Source organism: Paraclostridium bifermentans (assembly GCF_964259345.1).
GTDB classification, from domain to species: domain Bacteria; phylum Bacillota; class Clostridia; order Peptostreptococcales; family Peptostreptococcaceae; genus Paraclostridium; species Paraclostridium bifermentans_B.
Genome location: NZ_CAXVJR010000001.1, coordinates 86,941 through 105,632, shown reverse-complemented (window position 1 = coordinate 105,632; position 18,692 = coordinate 86,941). Strand labels below are relative to the sequence as shown.

Below are 18,692 nucleotides of genomic sequence, written 5' to 3'. Positions count from 1 at the left end.
TTTTTGCAACTTTTTAAAATCATTGTAAGTCTAATTGATGTAAAAGTTAATTAACTTCTAAAAATACATTATAATGTTAGGTGGGTAAAGTAAAACGAAGGGAGATTGTATGTTAAATATATTAAAAATACCTTTGCAAAAAATAAGGAAAAATTCAGAACAAGACTTAGCAAAGGCAGCAATAAGGGGAGATTCTGATGCATTTTCAGAATTGATAAAAATTCATAAAGCATCACTTTATAAAATAGCTTATAGCTATGTAAAGGATGAACAAAAAGCATTAGATATATTACAAGAAACGGTATATAAAGGGTTAATAAATATAGAAAAGCTAAAAGAAGCAAAATATTTTAAAACATGGATAACAAAGATATTAATTAATACATCAATAGATTATTCTAAAAAAGAAGAAAAAATAGTTTACATAGAAGAAACAATCTTATCAGAAGATCATAAAAATATTTCAATTGAGGATAAATTAGATTTATATGATGCAATAGATATGTTAAGCGATAATTATAAAATGGTTATTATACTTAAATATTTTAATGATATGACAGATGAACAAATTGCTAAAAATATGGATATCCCAATAAACACTGTAAAAAGTCATCTCAGAAGAGCTAAAGAAAAAATTAAACAAATTTTAAAGGACGGTGACTTGTAATGGGAAATAAAAAATATGATGAAATAATTATACCTACAAATATAGATAGTGTAATAGAAAAAGGTGTTGAAAAAGCATTAATACATAAAAAGTGTAATACTGATAACAAATATAGAAAGCTATATAAGGTGTTAGCTGCAAGTTTTATTGGCTTAATAATTGTTGGAATTGTTAACCCTGCATTAGCATCTAAAATACCTTTTGTAGGAAATGTATTTGAAGTTATTGAAAAGAATATTTACTTTCCAGGAAACTATTCTCAGTACGCAACTTCTATAAATGAAACTGCTTATTCAAATGGAATAGGAATTACACTTTCAGAATTAGTATGTGATGGACAGACATTATATGCTACATATATTGTTGAAAATGATGAGCCATTTAAAAATACATCATGGGGAAATGGGAAAGAGTTAGATATGAATCAACTAGAGGTAGAAGCTGAATACAACCAATTAGATTTTACAAATGAAGAACCTGACGTATCAGGATTTTCAGGGCTAGAAGGTGAATTTATTGATGAGAATACTTTTGTTGGAGTAGAAACATACGACTTATCTAACATAGAAGAAGATATTCCAGATGAATTCATATTTAAAACTAAACTTGTATCTATAGAAAATTATGCTACAGAAGAGAACAGTAAAGATTACGTTAAAAAAGGGACTTGGGCATTTAATGTTCCAGTTAAGGTTAATAAAAGTCTAAAAAAAGAAATTATCACTGATAACTTGGAAAATGATATAGTAAAGGTTAAATCAGTAGTTATAACACCATTTAAGAGTATTGTGAAAGTAGAATATAAAAAAGGCAATTGGGATGATTATGATATTAAGGTGTTAGATGAAAATAATAAAAAGTTATACTGTGACCAAACTAGTGTGTCAGAAGATAATGATAAAGAAATATCGGCATCTTTAGAAGCTACAGGAAATAGCAAAAGTATAAGAATTGTTATAGAGAAATCTGTATATAAGGAGTTGAAATCTCAAAAAGGAACGTATGAAGAAGTTAGAAGAGATGTAGTTTTTGATGAAGTTTTATATTTAGATAAATAAGATGTAAGAGTAAACCAACATAAGTATTGTTGGTTTATTTTTATGGTAGTTTTAGTAAAAAAATATAATTACTGCTATTATCATATTAGACTATTAAAAAATTTAAAAATAAATGAACCTTTTATGGTATAGATACATCTAATTAGTGAAAGCAAAGAAATAGCGCTATGATTTGTTAAGAAAGGTAGGAAATATAATTGGATAAAAATAAATTTATAGATAAGGTACTTGAAGCTGAAGTTACTTTATACCATGTATCAAAATCAATTTTAATACATGAACAAGATTGTGAAGATGCAGTTCAAAATGCAATACTTAAAGCTTATGACAAGCTACATACTTTAAAAGAAGAAAAATATTTTAAAACTTGGTTAATACGTATACTTATAAATGAATGTTATAGCTTAAAACGTAAAGCTGTAAAAAACATTCCCTATGAAGAAGCTTTTGAATCTGTTAAAGCGGATGATAAAAAGGATTATAACGAGCTATATCAAGCTATAGTTAACCTTCCACCAAGAATTCGTGTAACCATCGTTTTATATTATGTAGAAGGATATTGCATAGATGAGATTAAACAAATCTTGAAAGTACCATCAGGAACTGTAAAAAGCAGATTATCAAGAGGTAGAAAGCTATTAAAAATTGAGCTAAAGAACATGGAGGAAATTTATGAATAGAAAAGATTTTAAAGATACTTTTGAAGATGTACCACAAGGGTTTAAAAATAGGGTAAGGTCAACACTAAATAACTTACCAGATAAAGAGGAGAATATAGTAATGGTTAAGGATAAAAATAAAAATAAAAAGCGTTTTAATATAGGGTTTAGAAAAAGAGTATTAGTTACTTTAGCAGTTACTATGATATTAGGAACAGGAGTATTTGCAGCAGGAAATGTATTTTCTATAATTGGAAACTCAAGTAATATTCCAACTTATAAGAGTATTCCAAGTATATCTCAAGTAAGTAAGGATTTTGGGTTTGAACCTAAAATAGTTAAAGAATTTAGCAATGGATATATTTTTGATAAAGGATATACTGTTAATAAAGAAGGTTTTGATGAAGAGGGAAATTCATTAGGAAAATCAAAGGAACTGGATTTTACTTATAGGAATAGTAAGAATGAATTAAGCCTTTATATGACAAATAAGCAGTTTGGGGAAAAGGATGAAAATACAGAAAAAGTTGAAAATTATAAGGGAGTAGATATATACTATAATCAATATGCAAGTAAGTCGGTTCCAGCAGATTATGAGATGACAGAACAAGATAAGAAAGATGAAGCAGAGGGGAAATATGTTTTTAGTGTTGGGTCTAAGGAAGTAGAAGTTACTGAGGTTAAGTTCTTAAGCTTTGAAAAAGATGGTGTTACTTATTCATTATTGGCTATGAATAATGACATATCTAAAGATGAATTAGTTAAAATGGCATGTGAGATTATAGATAATAAGTAGGATATAGACTCAAGATAAGAGTATAAACTCATTTCTTGAGCCTATATCCGAGAGCTTTTATTTGGGAATGTTATCGTATTAGGTATATTTATTGCTAATTAAAAAGTTTGGCTATGTTAGATAAGTTTGTGATATATTAATAAAAAAAGACTGTACCTTAGTAATTCTAAAATGTTGAATTACAAGGCACAGTCTTATATTAAATTGAATATCAATCAATTCATAATTCAGTTCAATTGTTAATATTATCTTTCTTGAATTTCTTGAATTTTACTATATAAAATATTAACAACTTCTTTTACATCATTTTCATTGTATAATTGTTCTAAATTATATGAATCTATATAGAATATATTATTTTCTTTTAACCATTTTAATATTTCTGGAATTGGCCTTAAATCTTCACAAATCAAGCAGTAATTTTTATTATTTTTTCTTACATCCATCTCTAAGCAAAGTGATTGAGTCATAAATATACCAGGTGCATTGTTAAAACCTTTTGCTACTCTTAAGTTAATTTCAGTAATATCTAAAGTTGATATATTTTTCAGAACCTTTTTATCTCTATTGTTATATATTTTGATTTCAGCACCACCTATTAATAAAATCCATGGGCTTCTTGAATACATTTTGCCTGGATAATCATTACCATTTATAGAAACTGAAACGATTACCTTTCCAGAGTTTAATGCGTCGTCTATATCCCTTTTTAGACTATTTGACAAAGATTTATTTGTAACATCAAGCATGTTATATCCCCCATTTTTATATATTATATATTATATATTGCATAAAAACCTTCTAATTAATTATAGCATAAATAACATTTAATCATATTTCAATTATCAAATGGTCTTAGGCATACCTCAACTAAATAGATTGATTTAAATTAGTTCAATTAATCTATTTTGAATGGTTATTCTTGTTATATACGTTTCATTGGTAGTTACATTATAGATATGCAATTAAAAGGCATTGTATGTATTTGAATGTAGCTTTATTTATGTAATTATATATTGATTTTAATGGAGGTATTTAATTAATAAAAGTTTAATACTGATATAATATATAAATTTATATTATGGGAGGGTGTAAGTGGGGGTATGAAAAAAATATTAATTACGATAGTTTGTATTTTATCAATAATTACTTTATTAGGATGTGGCATTAGCTTTAATGACAAAAGGGTTTTGAGTAATGAACAGTGGATAGAAGATATAAATTACTTAGGTACAGAGTTAACTAAGCAACATCCAGATATCTTTAAGTACCGACCAAAAGAAAAATGGGATGATAGTATAGACAAATTAAAATCAGAAGTTCCAAAACTTTCAGATATAGATATAAAGATGAGAATAGCACAAATAGTAGCTACATTAGGTGATGCTCATACAGCAGTAGCTCCTATAGATATACTTACTCCAATTGGAGAAAAGCAAATAACTACAGATGAGATATGGGAGTTTCCAGTAAAAGCTGAATACTTTGATGATGGGTTAAGAGTAGTTCAGAGTGACTCAAAGTATAAAGACATCTTAGGTTCTAAGCTAATATCTATAAATAATGTTGATATAAGAGAAGTTTTAGATAAAATAGCAACTATAATAGCACATGACTATAAAAACAAACAAGGTCAGTTATTTTATGCAAAAGAGTATATGAATACATATGAATTTTTGAAGTTTTTTGAAATAGTAGATGGTAAAAAAGCGGAATACATATTTGAAAATGATAATAAAGAAAAGATAAATTTGAAATTAAAGCCATTAAAAAATAAAGATATAGATTACATAAAAGCAGATGTTAAAGAAATGAAAACAAATAAAATACCAGAAGGAGAAAGTGAGTTTTTCTGGTATAAAAATTTTAAAGAAGATAATATTTTATATTTTAAATTCAATAAGTTTGCTACTCATACTAATGGAGATATATATCCTAATTTTTATGAGTTTCAAGAGGGTATGATAGAAGAAATTAACGAGAAAGACTACGATAAGTTTGTTATAGATTTAAGAAATAATAAAGGTGGTAATGGTAAGGTTTTAGATGCTATGACAGATATGATAAAATATAGAACTGATTTAAGTGGGGAAGATATATACGTTATAACAGGAAAACAATCTAACTCTGCATCTACTTTATTAGCGTGGGATTTACAAAGCAAGAGAGACGCAAATATAGTTGGAGAAACGACTGGTGGTAATATCAATTTATTTGGAAGTCGCTCTGTACAAATAGAATTACCCAACTCTAAATTTAAGGTAGCTTATTCTAATAGTCCAATTATAAGTAAAAAAGGATATATAGGTGGAGTTAAACCAGATATAGAAATAATACAAAGTTATGAGGATTATGTAAATGGAATAGATACTTGTTATGAGCATATAAGAAAATTAATTAGATAGTTAGAGTTATATAATTAAAGTTGCTATGGACTTTAGTAAGTAAAATTGAGATACTTTAACTATGATAATAAATAAAAAAGAACATAATTAATTGTATGTTATATATGGGAGGTAAAATTGAATAAAATAGAAGTTAAATTAGCAAATAGAAGTGATATGAGAGCATTGGCAAAGATACAAGTGGATTCTTGGAGTGTTGCTTTTAAAGATATTCTTTCAAAAGAGACTTTGGAAAAGTACCAAGACGTTGAGGAGTTTACAAATTTTTTCGAATCAGTTTTTGACTCTAAGAAAGGAACTTTTTATATTGCATATTTAGATGAAAAACCTTGTGGAGAAGTATTTTGGTGCGATTCAGATGAAGAAGATAATTTAGATTGTGTAGAAGTAGTGGCTTTTCACTCGCTTAAAGAAACATGGGGAAAAGGTGTTGGTAAGGCTATGATGGATAGAACATTACAAGATATATTAAAAAGCGGAAAATACAAGGCGTATTTATGGGTGTTTAAAGATAATTATAGAGCAAGAAAGTTTTATGAAAAATGTGGATTTAAATCAGATGGAGTAGAGAGAATAAGTGATCTTGATGGGGCATTAGAAGTTAGATACTGGAGGTATATTATTTAGTGAATAGCTTAGTTATACAAGGTGACTATAAACATTGGAGAGTTGTAAATCACAAAAAATGTGAAAACTTATTTTTAGAAGGATATAGTGAAGTTAAAGAACTTTCTAGGGATAATATTAAGAAATATGATACTGTACATATAGAGTATAAAAAAAGTAGTATAGATATAATAATTAGAATAATAATAGGGGTTTGTTTAGTAGGTATTATAGGATTGTTAGCAGGATTTACTGCGAGTAATACATATGAAGCTTATAGATTAGTTTCTATTGAGTTTGAAGATGGAAAAAGAAGTTTAATAAAAATGAATGAAAAAGAATTTAGATATTTATTAGAATCTATATATTAAAAAAGGGTTACTTTTAAAAGAGGTAACCCTTTTGATATTTTACATACTATTAAATTTGAAAGATAATATACATTATGATAAGATTAATTTGGAAAAAAATGTAAATAGGGAGAAATAATGAGAAAAAGCATATTAATGATAACACCAGAAAATAGGGAGATTAACAGATTTAGAAAAAGGCAAGCAAATAATTTTATACAGATAACAATGCCTTATCTAGCAGCATTTATTGATGAAAGTAAATATAATATCACGTTGGTAGATGAATACAATCAAAAAATTCCTTTTCAAAAATTTTATGATGTAGTAGTAATTACAGTAAACACTTCAAATGCACCGCACTGCTATAATATTTCAAAAACTTTTAGAGATAAAGGAAGCCAAGTTGTATTTGGAGGGCCACATGCAACACTTTTACCAGAAGAAGTAAAAAATCACTGTGATGTAGTAATTATAGGTGAAGCTGAAGATAGTTGGAAACAATTCCTAAATGATTTTTACAATGGAGTGCATGAGCGTGAATATAGATGTATAAATACTCCCACTTTAGAAAACATACCTATACCAAGACGAGATTTAATAAAAGGAAGAAAATTTACAAAAGGAGCAGTTTTTGCGACAAGAGGGTGTCCCTATAGTTGTTCATATTGCAATTTAAAGCAAATATATCAAGATTCATTTAGAAAAAGACCGATAGATGAAGTTATAAAAGATATTAAGAGCATAAAAAGTAAATTTTTCGTTTTCTGGGATGATAATTTTTTTGGAGATATAGAATATTCGAAAGAGTTATTAAAAGAGTTAAGTAAGTTAAACAAAAAATGGGCTGCTCAAGTTACTTTAGAAAGGTTAAAAGATAAAGAATTATTAAAACTTGCTAAAAAAGCAGGGTGTATTTATTTTTTTGTTGGATTAGAATCCTTTTCTAAGAAAACTCTAGAAAGTGTAAATAAGGGATTAAATAATGTAGATAAATATAAAGAGTTAATTGACTCTGTACATAAACATGGTATTTGTATTCAAGCAGGTATAATTTTTGGATTTGATACTGATAAAAAGGATGTTTTTAAACATACTTTGGATATGTGTAATTACTTAGGTATAGACGGAGTTACAGTTAGTATATTAACGCCATTGCCTAAAACGCCACTATATTATCAGTTAAAAGAAGAAGGTAGATTATTAACAACCGATTGGTCGTATTATAATGGAAAAACGAGAGTAGCTTTTAAACCTAAAAATATGAGTTCAGAAGAATTATTTGAAGGATATATGTGGTTTAGAAGAAACTTTTATTCATTAAAATCAATATGTACAAGAATTAAAAAGTCAAAAGCAAATATAATTTATAATTTGATAGTCAATTTAGGTTATAAGGTATCTATAAGAAAGAATGTTTAATACATACAAGGAGTGAGGATTTTGTATAGGGTTGTAATTTGCGAAGATGATGATTTACAAAGACAGAACTTAAAAAATAATATCACAAATATTTTAAATGAAATATGTAGTGAAGTAGAAATTTATACTTTTAGTTCGGGAGAAGAATTTTTAAAAGCACAAGTAGATAATATTGATATATTCTTTTTAGACATACAGATGAATGAAATAAATGGAATGGATTTGGCAAAAAAAATTAGGGAAACAAACAATAATTGTGAAATAATATTTATAACTTCATATATAGGATACATACAAGAAGGCTATACGGTAAGAGCTTATAGATATCTTATAAAACCTGTAAGCTACGAAGGTTTGAAAGAAAATTTATTAAGTTGTGTATATGATATTATAAAAAAGAAAGAAAACTTTTTAGTTATAGAAAGTAAAGGGTTAATAGAAAACATAGTTATAAAAGATATAACTTATATAGAAGTTATTAAAAATGACATAACAATTCATACTAAAAATAAAACTTATTACACTAAGGGAAGAATAAAAAACTTAGAAAAAGATCTTTTGATATATGACTTTTTTAGATGTCATAAAAGTTACTTGATTAACATGAAGCATATAGAATTTATAAAAAAAGATATGGTTACTATAAATGATGAAGAAATTCCTGTTAGTAAACATAGAATTAGTAATTTAAAAACAAAATTAACGAAAGTATTGGCATCAGTCGTGTGCTAGATTTTGATTTTTTATTTAAAGGTAGGGAATTTTGGATAGTAACATCTATGCTTCTTACAATTGTAGAAATAATTGTTATAAAAACTATATTAAATGAGCTATATGCAAATAAAAGAAATAAAACTGTTTTTAATATATCACTTTTAACTTGTATTTTTAGTAGTATTTTAGTTAACTTTTTAATAAAAAATAGTATATTAAATTCAATTATGTATGTAGTGATTTTAATTGCCTTTGCGTATTATAACTATGAAGTAAACTTATTAAAAACCACGTTAATTTGTATGATATATTTATGTATAAACTTAATCAGTGAAAAAGGAATATCTTTCATATTAAACTATATATCCAGAAATGGAGGAGTAATGACAATTAATACTTTTTACTTTAATATGTATAGTGAATTTATAAATCTACAAAGTGGAATTTTCTCCAAATTAATTATGATATCTTTAATACCAATAATCAAATTTATTAAGCTACGATATAATGTTACAAGAAAAGAATTGAGATATATAGGAGTGTTATTAAGTGGAAATATATTATACATATTGCTCATAATTGCTATTTTTTATATGGAAGCATACGAGATACTCTTCTTAAGTTTAGATATATTTACAACGGTTTTAACTTGCATAGTTATTCTTTTAAATATTTATTCTATAAACCTTATAAGTCGTATAATAAATGATAGAGAAATTATATTACAAAATGAAGCAGTAAAGAAAAATATTGATATGCAGTATAGTTATTATGCTAATATGCAAAAATCTCAAGAAGACATTAGAAAGTTATATCATGATATGAAAAATCACATGATTTGTATTGAAAATATGTATGGAAGTAATGATTACATAGAAAATATAAATAAACAATTAGCTAAGTATGATAATATATTTAATACTGGTAACATGATTTTAGATATAATACTTAGTGATAAAAAAGGTACTTGTGATAAACTAGGAATAAAATTACTTGTGGATGTTAATTTTAAAAAGTGTGAGTTTATTGATATAGCTGATGTTTGTAGTATATTTTCTAATATGTTAGATAATGCAATTGAAGCTTGTGAGAAAATAAATGATGATAAACAAAAATATATAAAATTAAAAGGGACTATTGTTAACAGTTTATACTTTATAAAATGTGAGAATAGTAAAATGAATAAAATTAGTACAAACAAAACATCAATAATAACTGATAAATGCAATAAATTGTTACATGGAATTGGGATAAGCAGTATAAAAAGTTCGGTTGAAAAATACGATGGAAATGTAGAAATAGATTATACTGATAATGAATTTATAATATGTATATATATACCTATTGTTAAAAATAAATCCCACTTATGTTCCTAAAATACCCACTTGTATTAATAATATTGATGTGAAAATTTCAAAATGCTATCTTTTAAGCATAGTAAATAGATAAAAACTATTTAAATGCTTAGGAGGTAGTATTTTTTTATTGTAAATAATTAATAAAGGAGTTAGAGATATGAGTATTTTAGAAGTGAAAAATTTAACTAAGGTATATGGAAAAGCAGAAACTAAAGTAAATGCCTTGAATAATATTAGTTTAGAAATAAGCAAAGGAGAGTTTGTAGCTATAGTAGGAAAAAGTGGAAGTGGTAAAAGTACACTACTACATATAATGGCAGGTCTAGAAACAGCAAGTAGTGGAGATGTAGTGATAGAAAATATAAACATATCTTCACTGGATGAAAGTAAAAGGGCACTTCTTAGAAAAGAAAAAATAGGACTAATATTTCAATCCTATAACTTAATACCTGTTTTAACCGTTGAAGAAAATATAAAACTTCCGACGATAAACACTAACAATAAAGATGATAAATACATATATGAATTGATGGAACTACTTAATATAAAAAATAGGAAAACACATCTACCAAATCAACTATCGGGAGGGCAACAACAAAGAGTAGCAATAGCAAGAGCACTTGTAAATAAACCATCAATAATATTTGCAGATGAGCCTACTGGAAATCTAGATACAAAAACTGAAGCTGAGGTACTAAATTTATTAAAAGAATCTCAGAAAAAGTACAATCAAACCATTGTCATGATAACTCATAATAAAGACATTTTAAGCTATGCAGACAGAGTTATAAAAATTGAAGATGGATATCTTAGATAGTAGGTGAAGTTATGAGATTAAATGATTTAGTAAAAAAATACATATTTGCAAATAAGAAAAATACAATATTAATAATTATAAGTATAATACTTTCAACGACTTTGTTTTTAGTTATGAATATAATAAGTGAGGATGCTAGAAATATAGTCATAGATCAAGCTAAAAAAGAATTAGGATCACAAAATGGTTCATATTGTGAAGCAAACTATAAAGATATAGAAAATATTAAAAATCATAATAGTATAGATGAAGTTGGAACAGATATGTTGCTTGGAATAGCTGATGTAGATAAAGGACAGACTTTACAAATTGTATATGATGATAAAGTAGCAATGAAAATTAACAATTCGTATAGATTAGAAGAAGGAAAAATGCCAACTAAAGAAAATGAAATAGCTTTAGATACTTGGTATATAAAACAAAAGAAAATAAAGAATCCAATAGGAAAAACTGTAGTATTAGATTATTCAAGATATACTAGAGATGGTGAAAATGTTTTATACAAAGGTAAAAAAGAATTTAAGATAGTTGGAATATTAAAAAGTAATTCAATTTTAAAAGCACAGGGTGTTAGTATAGGTGCAATAAGTAAAGAATGTGCTATAAATAATATACCGATTAAAAATAAAGTTGATCAAGTTATGTTTACTTTCAAAAAAGAAAGAAATATAGAAAAGCAAGTAAATAAACTTATAGAAGACTGTAACTTAAATAAAGATAATATATGGGTAAATAAAGTTATAGTTAATGCTATAGCAGATAGTATGAGTTTAAAAATTCCATATATGATAACTAATATGGTACTTGCTTTAGCTACAATACTATTAATCTACAACATCTTTTATATACTTGTAACTAGTAGAACAAAGGACTTTGGAATATTAAGAGCAATTGGGTTTATTCCAAAAGATATAGGTAAAATAATGACTTTAGAAGTTTTGATGTATTCAATTATAAGTATACCCATAGGACTTATTTTAGGATATATTATATCAAATTTATGTAGAAGCTATGTTATAGGAGTAATTTATAATGTTAATTATGTAAACATTATTAAAAGTGATAGTTACCTAAGTGCATATATATTTACTATATTATTAAGTAGTATAACTATAATTATATCGGTTATAAAGCCAATAATAATGAGTTATAAAGTAGACCCTATGACTTGTATAAAAAGAAGTGATGAAAAGATAGTTATAAATCAAAATTCAATTGTAAGTAAGTTTATGAAGAAGTTTTTTGGTGATTATGGAAACATAGCATCTAAAAACATTCAAAGAAATAAAAAGCGTACAAGAATTATGCTTGCATCTATGACTATAGTATTTTTCTTATTAGCTACAGTTTATACTAAAGCTACCAGTAACTTTTTAACTGATGGAGGGTTAAGATGGTGGATACCAGGAGATTACTTATTACATAATATAGATATGAACTCTGCAAATGATAATAAAAAAGCTTATGATAAAAAGGTATTAAATGATATAAAAAATATAGAGGGTATAAAAGAAGTAAATGCAACAAGGCTTAAGAACTTAGATATTGATATTGATATAAATAAAATAGATAAAAATTCAAGTTATTGGAAAGAATCAAAGGATAATATTGAAATGAATGCTGAGGCTATAAAGTATACTGAGGGTAAAAAAGCGTATAGAGCTGGTTTTGAAGTTATGGGTATAGAAGATGGCTCTATGTTGGATGAGTTTATAATAGATGGACGTGAAAACTTAGATAAAATAAATAATAAGCCATATATTTATATAGATAAGTATTCAAGTGATACACTTAAGTTGAAAAAAGGAGATAAAATAAAAGTTCATCTTAATATAAAAGATGATAAAACAGGAAATTATAAAGGGAGTATATCAAAAAATTTTACTATAGCAGGTATAATAGAGATCATCCCCCTTACTTCACAAGCAGCTAGTACTAGTTTTGGTGGAGTTATGTCTGTAAATCAAATGAATAAGTTTACGGGAATTGATACTTATGAAAGATTTGACATATGGACAAGTAAGCTTGCTGATGATGAATATGTGGAAAGTGAATTAAATAAGATACTAGATAATAATATACCTAAATATGGAAAGGGAGTATTAATTCCATATAAAATGGAATCACAAGATATTGAAAAAAGTGATAATCAAAAGTTACTAATTATGGTGATGGTTATTTCTGTTATAGTTATATTATCTGTATTTAATATTTTAAATACTATTGTGACTAATATAAATAGTAGAAATAGGGAGTTTGCATTGTTTAGAGGTATTGGAATAGGTAAGAATGAAATTAATAAGATTGTGAAGCTAGAAGTTTTGATATATATAGTTGTTAGTTTTATTGTTTCGTTAGTTCCTACACTTATAGTAAGAAGTATTATAATAAAAGACTTTGAAAATATAAGTTTGATAAATATTAAATTTATAATAGCTATGTTTGTAATATTATTAAGTTTGACATTTATCACAATATTAACCAATTTAAGAGTTGTTAAGAAAAGTCAAAGTGATAATTTTATAGAAATGATAAAAACTTTAGACTAGAATAGAGTACAAGGATGTAAATTAAATTGTGTATTCTTAAATAAAATTGAAGAACGATAATTATGTACTTAAAGGACTGTGAATTGAAATTCATAGTCCTTTTTAATTATTTTATTACTCATAATATTTAACAATCTGAACATAATCATTATGGGTACTAATGGAAATTAGTCCATTCTTGCTTTCATAATTATAGGTTTTTATATCGGGAGCATTAGGATCTTCTTCCTCATCATCATAAATACTCTTTAGAGTATATCCATAATCTTTTAATATTTTTTCAGCATCACTAAGCCTATCTCCACTTTCTATAACAGGAGAATGACTATCTTCTAAAGTTGAAGAGTTGAACATAATATTTACTATTTTAAAAATGCATATTGTAACTATTAACAAAATTATTACTAAAATAATTAAATTTTTACTTTTTTTCATTATAAAGACCCCTTATTTATATATAACAAATACACTTATACTATACTTATATTATAGTTATAAAAATTAATCATGTCTATTAGACGAAGCTTATGTAAGCTGATATTTACTGTTGGAGGGATTTTTGTGAAGTTTAAAAATGTAATAATGATTTTAATTATAAGCATAATGACCGTTGGATGCTCAGGGGTTAGTACTTTGACAGAGGAAGAAAAGTTAGCAGATTTTGAACAAATGTACAACGAAGTTAAAAAAGGATATCCTTTTTTAGAAGTTAATAAAAGGCAAAATAAAGAAGATTGGTTAGCTAATAAAGAGCATTATGAAGCTATTATTAAAAATACATCTTCAGATCAAGATTTTGCTGATAAGTTAAATGCTATATTAATGGATTTGCATAATGGACATACTCAAGTAATTAATAGTAAGACCGGGTTTGAGGATATAAAAAAACTCTATGAACCACTTGAATGGTACGATTTTCTAGATGATGAAGATGTAAATAATATGTATAGTTCTTTAAATGAGTCAAGAGTATATAGTCAGGAAACTTATAATGATATAGAGTTAAAGGATTTAGTAAAGGGAGAAATTGGATATATGTATATTCCTCAAATGAATTCAGCAAATGGAAGTATTGATGATGATATGAAAAGGATTGAATCGTATTTGAAGAAAATCAAAGATTATAAATCTTTGGTTATTAATATAAGAGGAAATACAGGAGGGAGTGATGAATACTGGATTAAGCTAGTTTCATTACTTACAGATAAATATTATAAATGTGGAGGATATAGATTATTTAGAAATAAATCAGATATTATTAATAATTATACTAAAGCTAGAGGGGTAGAGCTTAATGATATTAGCATGCTACCAGAAGATATATTAAAGAATGCACCAAAAGAAGTTAGGAGCATGTTTACTCATTTTGAATATAATGAAAATAGAATTGAAGGCAAAAGTAAAACTCCATTTAAAGGAAAGATATATTTATTAGTTGACGATATGGTATTTTCGGGAGCAGAGTCTTTTTCTATATTCTGCAAAGAACAGAACTTTGCCACTATAGTTGGGTCTAAGACTTCGGGAGATGGATACATATATGATCCTGTGCTATTTAAGTTAGACAATAGTGGACTTATTGTTAGAATGTCATCAAACATGTATTTGACTGACAGTGGAATATGTAATGAAGAAGAAAAAACTACCCCCGATATAGTTATTGAAAGTGATTCACCAGATGGTACAGTTACATTAGATGAGTGCATTAATAAAGTATTAGAACTTGAAAAAATTAAACAATAGTAGGTTAACCTAAATAGAATAGAAAAATAAAAATCCTCTTTAAGTAGAGGATTTTTATTTTTCATTTATTAACTTATTAACCGCAGGTATATCAGCATTAGCCCACTTTAAAGAATCTAGATTTTCTCTTCTAAACCATATAAGCTCAGAATGTTCATTAGACATAGGAAGTCCGTCTATAATTTTACACTTTATACAAGTAAGGTTGACGATAATATTATCATACTCATGAGTAGTAGTATTAAAAATTTCTCCAGCCTCGATAGTACAATCTAGTTCTTCAAGTATTTCACGTTCAATAGCAGCTTGTAGTGATTCACCTTTTTCAACTTTTCCACCAGGAAATTCCCATTTATTTGGAAGTATCATCTTAGGAGACCTTAAAGCACATAATATCTCGCCATATTCATTTTCTATAATAGCGCCAACAACTTTTACAGTTTTTTTCATTTATATCACCTCGTGTTATATATTAAGTTATTATTTAAATTTAATATAGTAGCTTTTATAAGTATTTATATAATTTATACCTAGTAGAGATTATATCAAATATTTCTTGAAAAATAAAAGGATTATGCAACTTTTAAATAGTAAATTATTATTAACTTTAATTAATATAAAATGAAATCTATGTATATATAATAATATATTAAAAAGAAAATAATCATAATTATGATAAATTAAAGTTAAGAAATAGGTTTTATTAAGATAATAGATATAAACTTAGATACTAAGAAGGGGGAATTTATGAGGGTAATTAATATGTTAGATGATTATGAACAGTTGTGTATAGAAAGTGATATACAAGGTAACTTTGAAGCATGGAAAAATTATGTATCAAAGTACGAAGCTTTATTTTCAGGGATATTAAAAGGTTTATATATGCTAGATTTAGAGGATTTAAAACCTGTAATAGAAAGCGTAAACTTTAAAGCAATATATATAAAGGCTAAAGAAAATGCAAAAAAAGGATGCATAGAGGAAATAATTAAACTGGTTGAAACAGGTTTAGATTACTTTGGTAGTAAAAATGAACTTACTTTATATATAGGTTGTGAGATAGATAATATTGGAGCTTGTGTATTGCCTGTAGAGGGGGGGATAGTTGTTTATTTTGGCATTGAAACTATTAAAAATATAGAAGATTTAAAGTTTTTGGTTTTACATGAGATAAATCATTTTATAAGGGACTTAGATTTAAATAAGGATAATGATTTTAATATAGAACAAATGAATAGTTTTAAAGAAAGATTAATATCAGAAGGCTTAGGGGTATTTACACCTTTTAGATTATTAGAGTTAGAAGATAATACAGAGGACTTATCCAAGGTGATAGGTATTCCAGCAAAGAATATAGAAACTCTTATTAAGCAAGAAAAGTTATTAGAAAAAGAGGTTTTAGAACAAATAGATGAGATATTAAATTTTGATATGATGAGAAAGTATTTTGCATATACAGCTGAAGATATGTTAGCAGATAAACCACTATACAGCGGATATTTTATAGGTTTTAGGATTATTCAAAAAGTACATAGTACTAAGAAGTATTCCCTTAAACAATTAACTAATCTTTCAGCGGATAAGATACTAGAAGAATATTTAATACTATATAATTCATAAAATGGATTTAGTAAATACATAATTAGTTATTTTATTAAAAGTACCCCTTCAAACTGAAGAGGTACTTTTAAGATTATGGACTCAAAAACTAATAACCAGATTCTTGAACTTTCCAATTTGAATTTTTATTATCTCTTATAAGAACCCAGGTCCAATCCGTATATGTTGAATTAGGTTCAAGACTTCCATCTCCACCTGAAGAACCTACATCAAAGTTAGACCTTAGTCCTATTGAATTTTCAATAGTAGAGTTATTTTCTAAACCACCACCATATTTTAGATAATCATCAACTAATTTATTAGAATCAGATTCATCATACCATATATCAGTAAGTGTACATCCATTAAAACTTTTGAAGTGAGTTTTAACTGTTTCAACTGCATTATTTATTTCTTCTTCACTAAAACTTTCAGATTTTTCGATAGAAACGTTAACATTATTGGTTTTCTCACAAGCAACTAAAGAAAAAGTTATTACAATTATGCTAAAAATAAATAGAAATCTTTTCATATGTATATCTCCTTTGTATTGTTTATTGAACTTAGTAGAGATTATACCAAATATTTCCTCGAAAATAAAATGATTGCACCAATTTATACGATAAACTAGCACAATCATCTAATTATTGAAACTATATTATATAAGATTAACAACAATCCCAATTGTATAAAACATTGCTAAAGTCTAGATTTTTTAAATCCTCAGAATTTATAAAGAAGTTACAAACTCCACTATCTCCCCACATGATTTCAAATTCTTTAGCAGAATCAGTATCTATTTGAAGTAATAAAGTATCAAATTCATCATAATCCATACATGATCTAGGGTCTTGTTGTGTAAAGAATGGATATCCACCAATCTTATGACCACAGTCTGTAGTACCTTTTTCTTTGTCTATAATATCGAATACATCATCTCCTAAATCATCATACAAATCATTTATTCTAGCATCTGGGAAATTAGCATTATATTCTTCAATAAATTTACTTTCAAAAGAATAATCTCCTATAGAAATAGGCTCATATCCGTATTTAAAATCTAATTTACATTGTCCTGTAAGAGGGAATAAGTAATTATATCCATCTATATTGTAATTTATAATTTTAGGTTCTACATCTGAAAGAGTTACAGAAGTATCTATATCATCATAATAAACTACCTTAAAACCATCTTGTTTAGTAGGATTATCAAAATCTACTCCATATAAATCATCAGGATATATAAAAAATTGTAAAATACCTTTATCAGGTAATATACCATTTTCTTTTAGTTCAGATAAATTTATCTGAGCTAAAAGTTTTAACTGTTCACCTTCTTGATTTGTAGGACATCCAGTATCTTTTGGGATATATGGGATACCACCAAACTTACTATCAAATAGTGAAGGTATCTCATCTAATAGTTTTATATGTATTGATTCTTTTTGATTATTTTGCATAACACTAGCTATAATATCTTTTATTTTACTTGATTCTAATTCATTCATTAAATTCACCTTCCTTAAATTATGTAATATTTTACTTATACCATAATATGAGAAGTTTAAATCTTAATTAATGAATAAAAAAATCAAATAAAAAAGTTAAAAATATTATTAAAAGAGCAGTAGCATAACCAAATAATATTATATTTATTTCTCTAGATTCTTTAAAATTTATAATTGATACATAAACATCAGGAATATACATAACTAAAAGTCCTAAAAGAGGAATTCCAGCATATGAATTAAAAACACTGTATATAAGGATTAATAAACCTATAATAGAAAATATATTTATTTTATTGGAACTTTTAATTGAAAAAAATTCTTTCAAAATAATACCCCCTTAGACATTATATGGTAATTATATACGATTAAAATTAAAACTTCAATAAAGGGGGGGGGGATTACTGTATAGTAGTATTATTAGTAGAGACTAATCCAATA

At 26.1% G+C, this 18,692-nt stretch carries 20 protein-coding genes; 14 read left to right on the top strand and 6 right to left on the bottom strand.

The window, feature by feature from the left end; all coding sequences use genetic code 11:
* The first annotated feature begins 109 nt into the window (after positions 1-109).
* From ACEXNK_RS00590 to ACEXNK_RS00575, 4 genes are all read left to right on the top strand, one after another.
* Positions 110-667: a sigma-70 family RNA polymerase sigma factor gene (locus ACEXNK_RS00590; RefSeq protein ID WP_373600227.1), complete on the top strand. Its 558-nt coding sequence runs from the start codon at positions 110-112 to the stop codon at positions 665-667.
* Complete coding sequence (locus ACEXNK_RS00585; RefSeq protein ID WP_373600228.1) at positions 667-1,725, top strand: DUF4179 domain-containing protein; 1,059 nt, start codon at positions 667-669, stop codon at positions 1,723-1,725. Before ACEXNK_RS00590 ends, ACEXNK_RS00585 begins: the two co-directional genes overlap by 1 nt.
* 197 nt (positions 1,726-1,922) lie before the next feature.
* Positions 1,923-2,405 (top strand): RNA polymerase sigma factor, encoded by a 483-nt coding sequence (locus tag ACEXNK_RS00580; RefSeq protein WP_373600229.1) that lies wholly within the window; start codon positions 1,923-1,925, stop codon positions 2,403-2,405.
* Positions 2,398-3,180 carry a hypothetical protein gene (locus tag ACEXNK_RS00575; RefSeq protein WP_373600230.1) on the top strand — a complete coding sequence of 261 codons (783 nt, stop codon included), beginning with the start codon at positions 2,398-2,400 and terminating at the stop codon, positions 3,178-3,180. Before ACEXNK_RS00580 ends, ACEXNK_RS00575 begins: the two co-directional genes overlap by 8 nt.
* Positions 3,181-3,425: 245 nt before the next feature.
* Here ACEXNK_RS00575 and ACEXNK_RS00570 read toward each other — a convergent pair whose 3' ends face one another.
* Positions 3,426-3,929: a hypothetical protein gene (locus ACEXNK_RS00570; protein WP_373600231.1), complete on the bottom strand. Its 504-nt coding sequence runs from the start codon at positions 3,927-3,929 to the stop codon at positions 3,426-3,428.
* Positions 3,930-4,283: 354 nt separating this feature from the next.
* Between ACEXNK_RS00570 and ACEXNK_RS00565 the strand changes: the two genes are divergently transcribed.
* The 8 genes from ACEXNK_RS00565 (at position 4,284) to ACEXNK_RS00530 (ending at position 13,401) form a co-directional block, all read left to right on the top strand.
* On the top strand, positions 4,284-5,585 hold the full coding sequence (locus ACEXNK_RS00565; RefSeq protein ID WP_373600232.1) for a S41 family peptidase: 1,302 nt from the start codon (positions 4,284-4,286) through the stop codon (positions 5,583-5,585).
* A 117-nt stretch (positions 5,586-5,702) separates the two neighbouring features.
* Positions 5,703-6,212 carry a GNAT family N-acetyltransferase gene (locus ACEXNK_RS00560; RefSeq protein WP_373600233.1) on the top strand — a complete coding sequence of 170 codons (510 nt, stop codon included), beginning with the start codon at positions 5,703-5,705 and terminating at the stop codon, positions 6,210-6,212.
* Positions 6,212-6,562 carry a hypothetical protein gene (locus ACEXNK_RS00555; protein WP_373600234.1) on the top strand — a complete coding sequence of 117 codons (351 nt, stop codon included), beginning with the start codon at positions 6,212-6,214 and terminating at the stop codon, positions 6,560-6,562. The genes ACEXNK_RS00560 and ACEXNK_RS00555 overlap by 1 nt, the downstream gene beginning before the upstream one ends.
* A 117-nt stretch (positions 6,563-6,679) precedes the next feature.
* On the top strand, positions 6,680-7,963 hold the full coding sequence (locus tag ACEXNK_RS00550) for a B12-binding domain-containing radical SAM protein (RefSeq protein ID WP_373600235.1): 1,284 nt from the start codon (positions 6,680-6,682) through the stop codon (positions 7,961-7,963).
* Positions 7,964-7,984: 21 nt separating this feature from the next.
* Positions 7,985-8,695, top strand: a complete 711-nt coding sequence (locus tag ACEXNK_RS00545) for a LytR/AlgR family response regulator transcription factor (RefSeq protein ID WP_373601519.1) — start codon at positions 7,985-7,987, stop codon at positions 8,693-8,695.
* A gap of 47 nt (positions 8,696-8,742) precedes the next feature.
* Complete coding sequence (locus tag ACEXNK_RS00540) at positions 8,743-10,053, top strand: GHKL domain-containing protein (RefSeq protein ID WP_373601518.1); 1,311 nt, start codon at positions 8,743-8,745, stop codon at positions 10,051-10,053.
* 139 nt (positions 10,054-10,192) lie between these two features.
* Positions 10,193-10,852 (top strand): ABC transporter ATP-binding protein, encoded by a 660-nt coding sequence (locus ACEXNK_RS00535; RefSeq protein ID WP_373600238.1) that lies wholly within the window; start codon positions 10,193-10,195, stop codon positions 10,850-10,852.
* 11 nt (positions 10,853-10,863) lie between these two features.
* A complete protein-coding gene (locus ACEXNK_RS00530; RefSeq protein WP_373600239.1) occupies positions 10,864-13,401 on the top strand; it encodes an ABC transporter permease in 2,538 nt (845 codons plus the stop codon).
* Between the two features lie 114 nt (positions 13,402-13,515).
* Here ACEXNK_RS00530 and ACEXNK_RS00525 read toward each other — a convergent pair whose 3' ends face one another.
* Complete coding sequence (locus ACEXNK_RS00525; RefSeq protein ID WP_373600240.1) at positions 13,516-13,836, bottom strand: hypothetical protein; 321 nt, start codon at positions 13,834-13,836, stop codon at positions 13,516-13,518.
* 126 nt (positions 13,837-13,962) lie between these two features.
* Between ACEXNK_RS00525 and ACEXNK_RS00520 the strand changes: the two genes are divergently transcribed.
* Positions 13,963-15,144 carry a S41 family peptidase gene (locus ACEXNK_RS00520; protein WP_373600241.1) on the top strand — a complete coding sequence of 394 codons (1,182 nt, stop codon included), beginning with the start codon at positions 13,963-13,965 and terminating at the stop codon, positions 15,142-15,144.
* 54 nt (positions 15,145-15,198) lie between these two features.
* Here the strand turns inward: ACEXNK_RS00520 and ACEXNK_RS00515 are convergent, their stop codons facing one another.
* Positions 15,199-15,594 (bottom strand): (deoxy)nucleoside triphosphate pyrophosphohydrolase, encoded by a 396-nt coding sequence (locus tag ACEXNK_RS00515; protein WP_373600242.1) that lies wholly within the window; start codon positions 15,592-15,594, stop codon positions 15,199-15,201.
* 297 nt (positions 15,595-15,891) lie between these two features.
* Here ACEXNK_RS00515 and ACEXNK_RS00510 point away from each other — a divergent pair, with 297 nt between their 5' ends.
* Positions 15,892-16,764, top strand: a complete 873-nt coding sequence (locus ACEXNK_RS00510; RefSeq protein WP_373600243.1) for a DUF2268 domain-containing putative Zn-dependent protease — start codon at positions 15,892-15,894, stop codon at positions 16,762-16,764.
* An 88-nt stretch (positions 16,765-16,852) separates the two neighbouring features.
* On the opposite strand, the gene ACEXNK_RS00505 is transcribed toward ACEXNK_RS00510, so the two are convergent.
* The 3 genes from ACEXNK_RS00505 to ACEXNK_RS00495 all read right to left on the bottom strand — a co-directional run bounded on the left by ACEXNK_RS00505 (position 16,853) and on the right by ACEXNK_RS00495 (position 18,579).
* Positions 16,853-17,275: a DUF4829 domain-containing protein gene (locus ACEXNK_RS00505; protein WP_373600244.1), complete on the bottom strand. Its 423-nt coding sequence runs from the start codon at positions 17,273-17,275 to the stop codon at positions 16,853-16,855.
* 136 nt (positions 17,276-17,411) lie between these two features.
* A complete protein-coding gene (locus ACEXNK_RS00500; RefSeq protein WP_373600245.1) occupies positions 17,412-18,251 on the bottom strand; it encodes a YwqG family protein in 840 nt (279 codons plus the stop codon).
* A 67-nt stretch (positions 18,252-18,318) separates the two neighbouring features.
* Positions 18,319-18,579, bottom strand: coding sequence for a hypothetical protein (locus ACEXNK_RS00495; protein WP_373600246.1), 261 nt, complete (start codon positions 18,577-18,579; stop codon positions 18,319-18,321).
* Between the last annotated feature and the right edge of the window lie 113 nt (positions 18,580-18,692).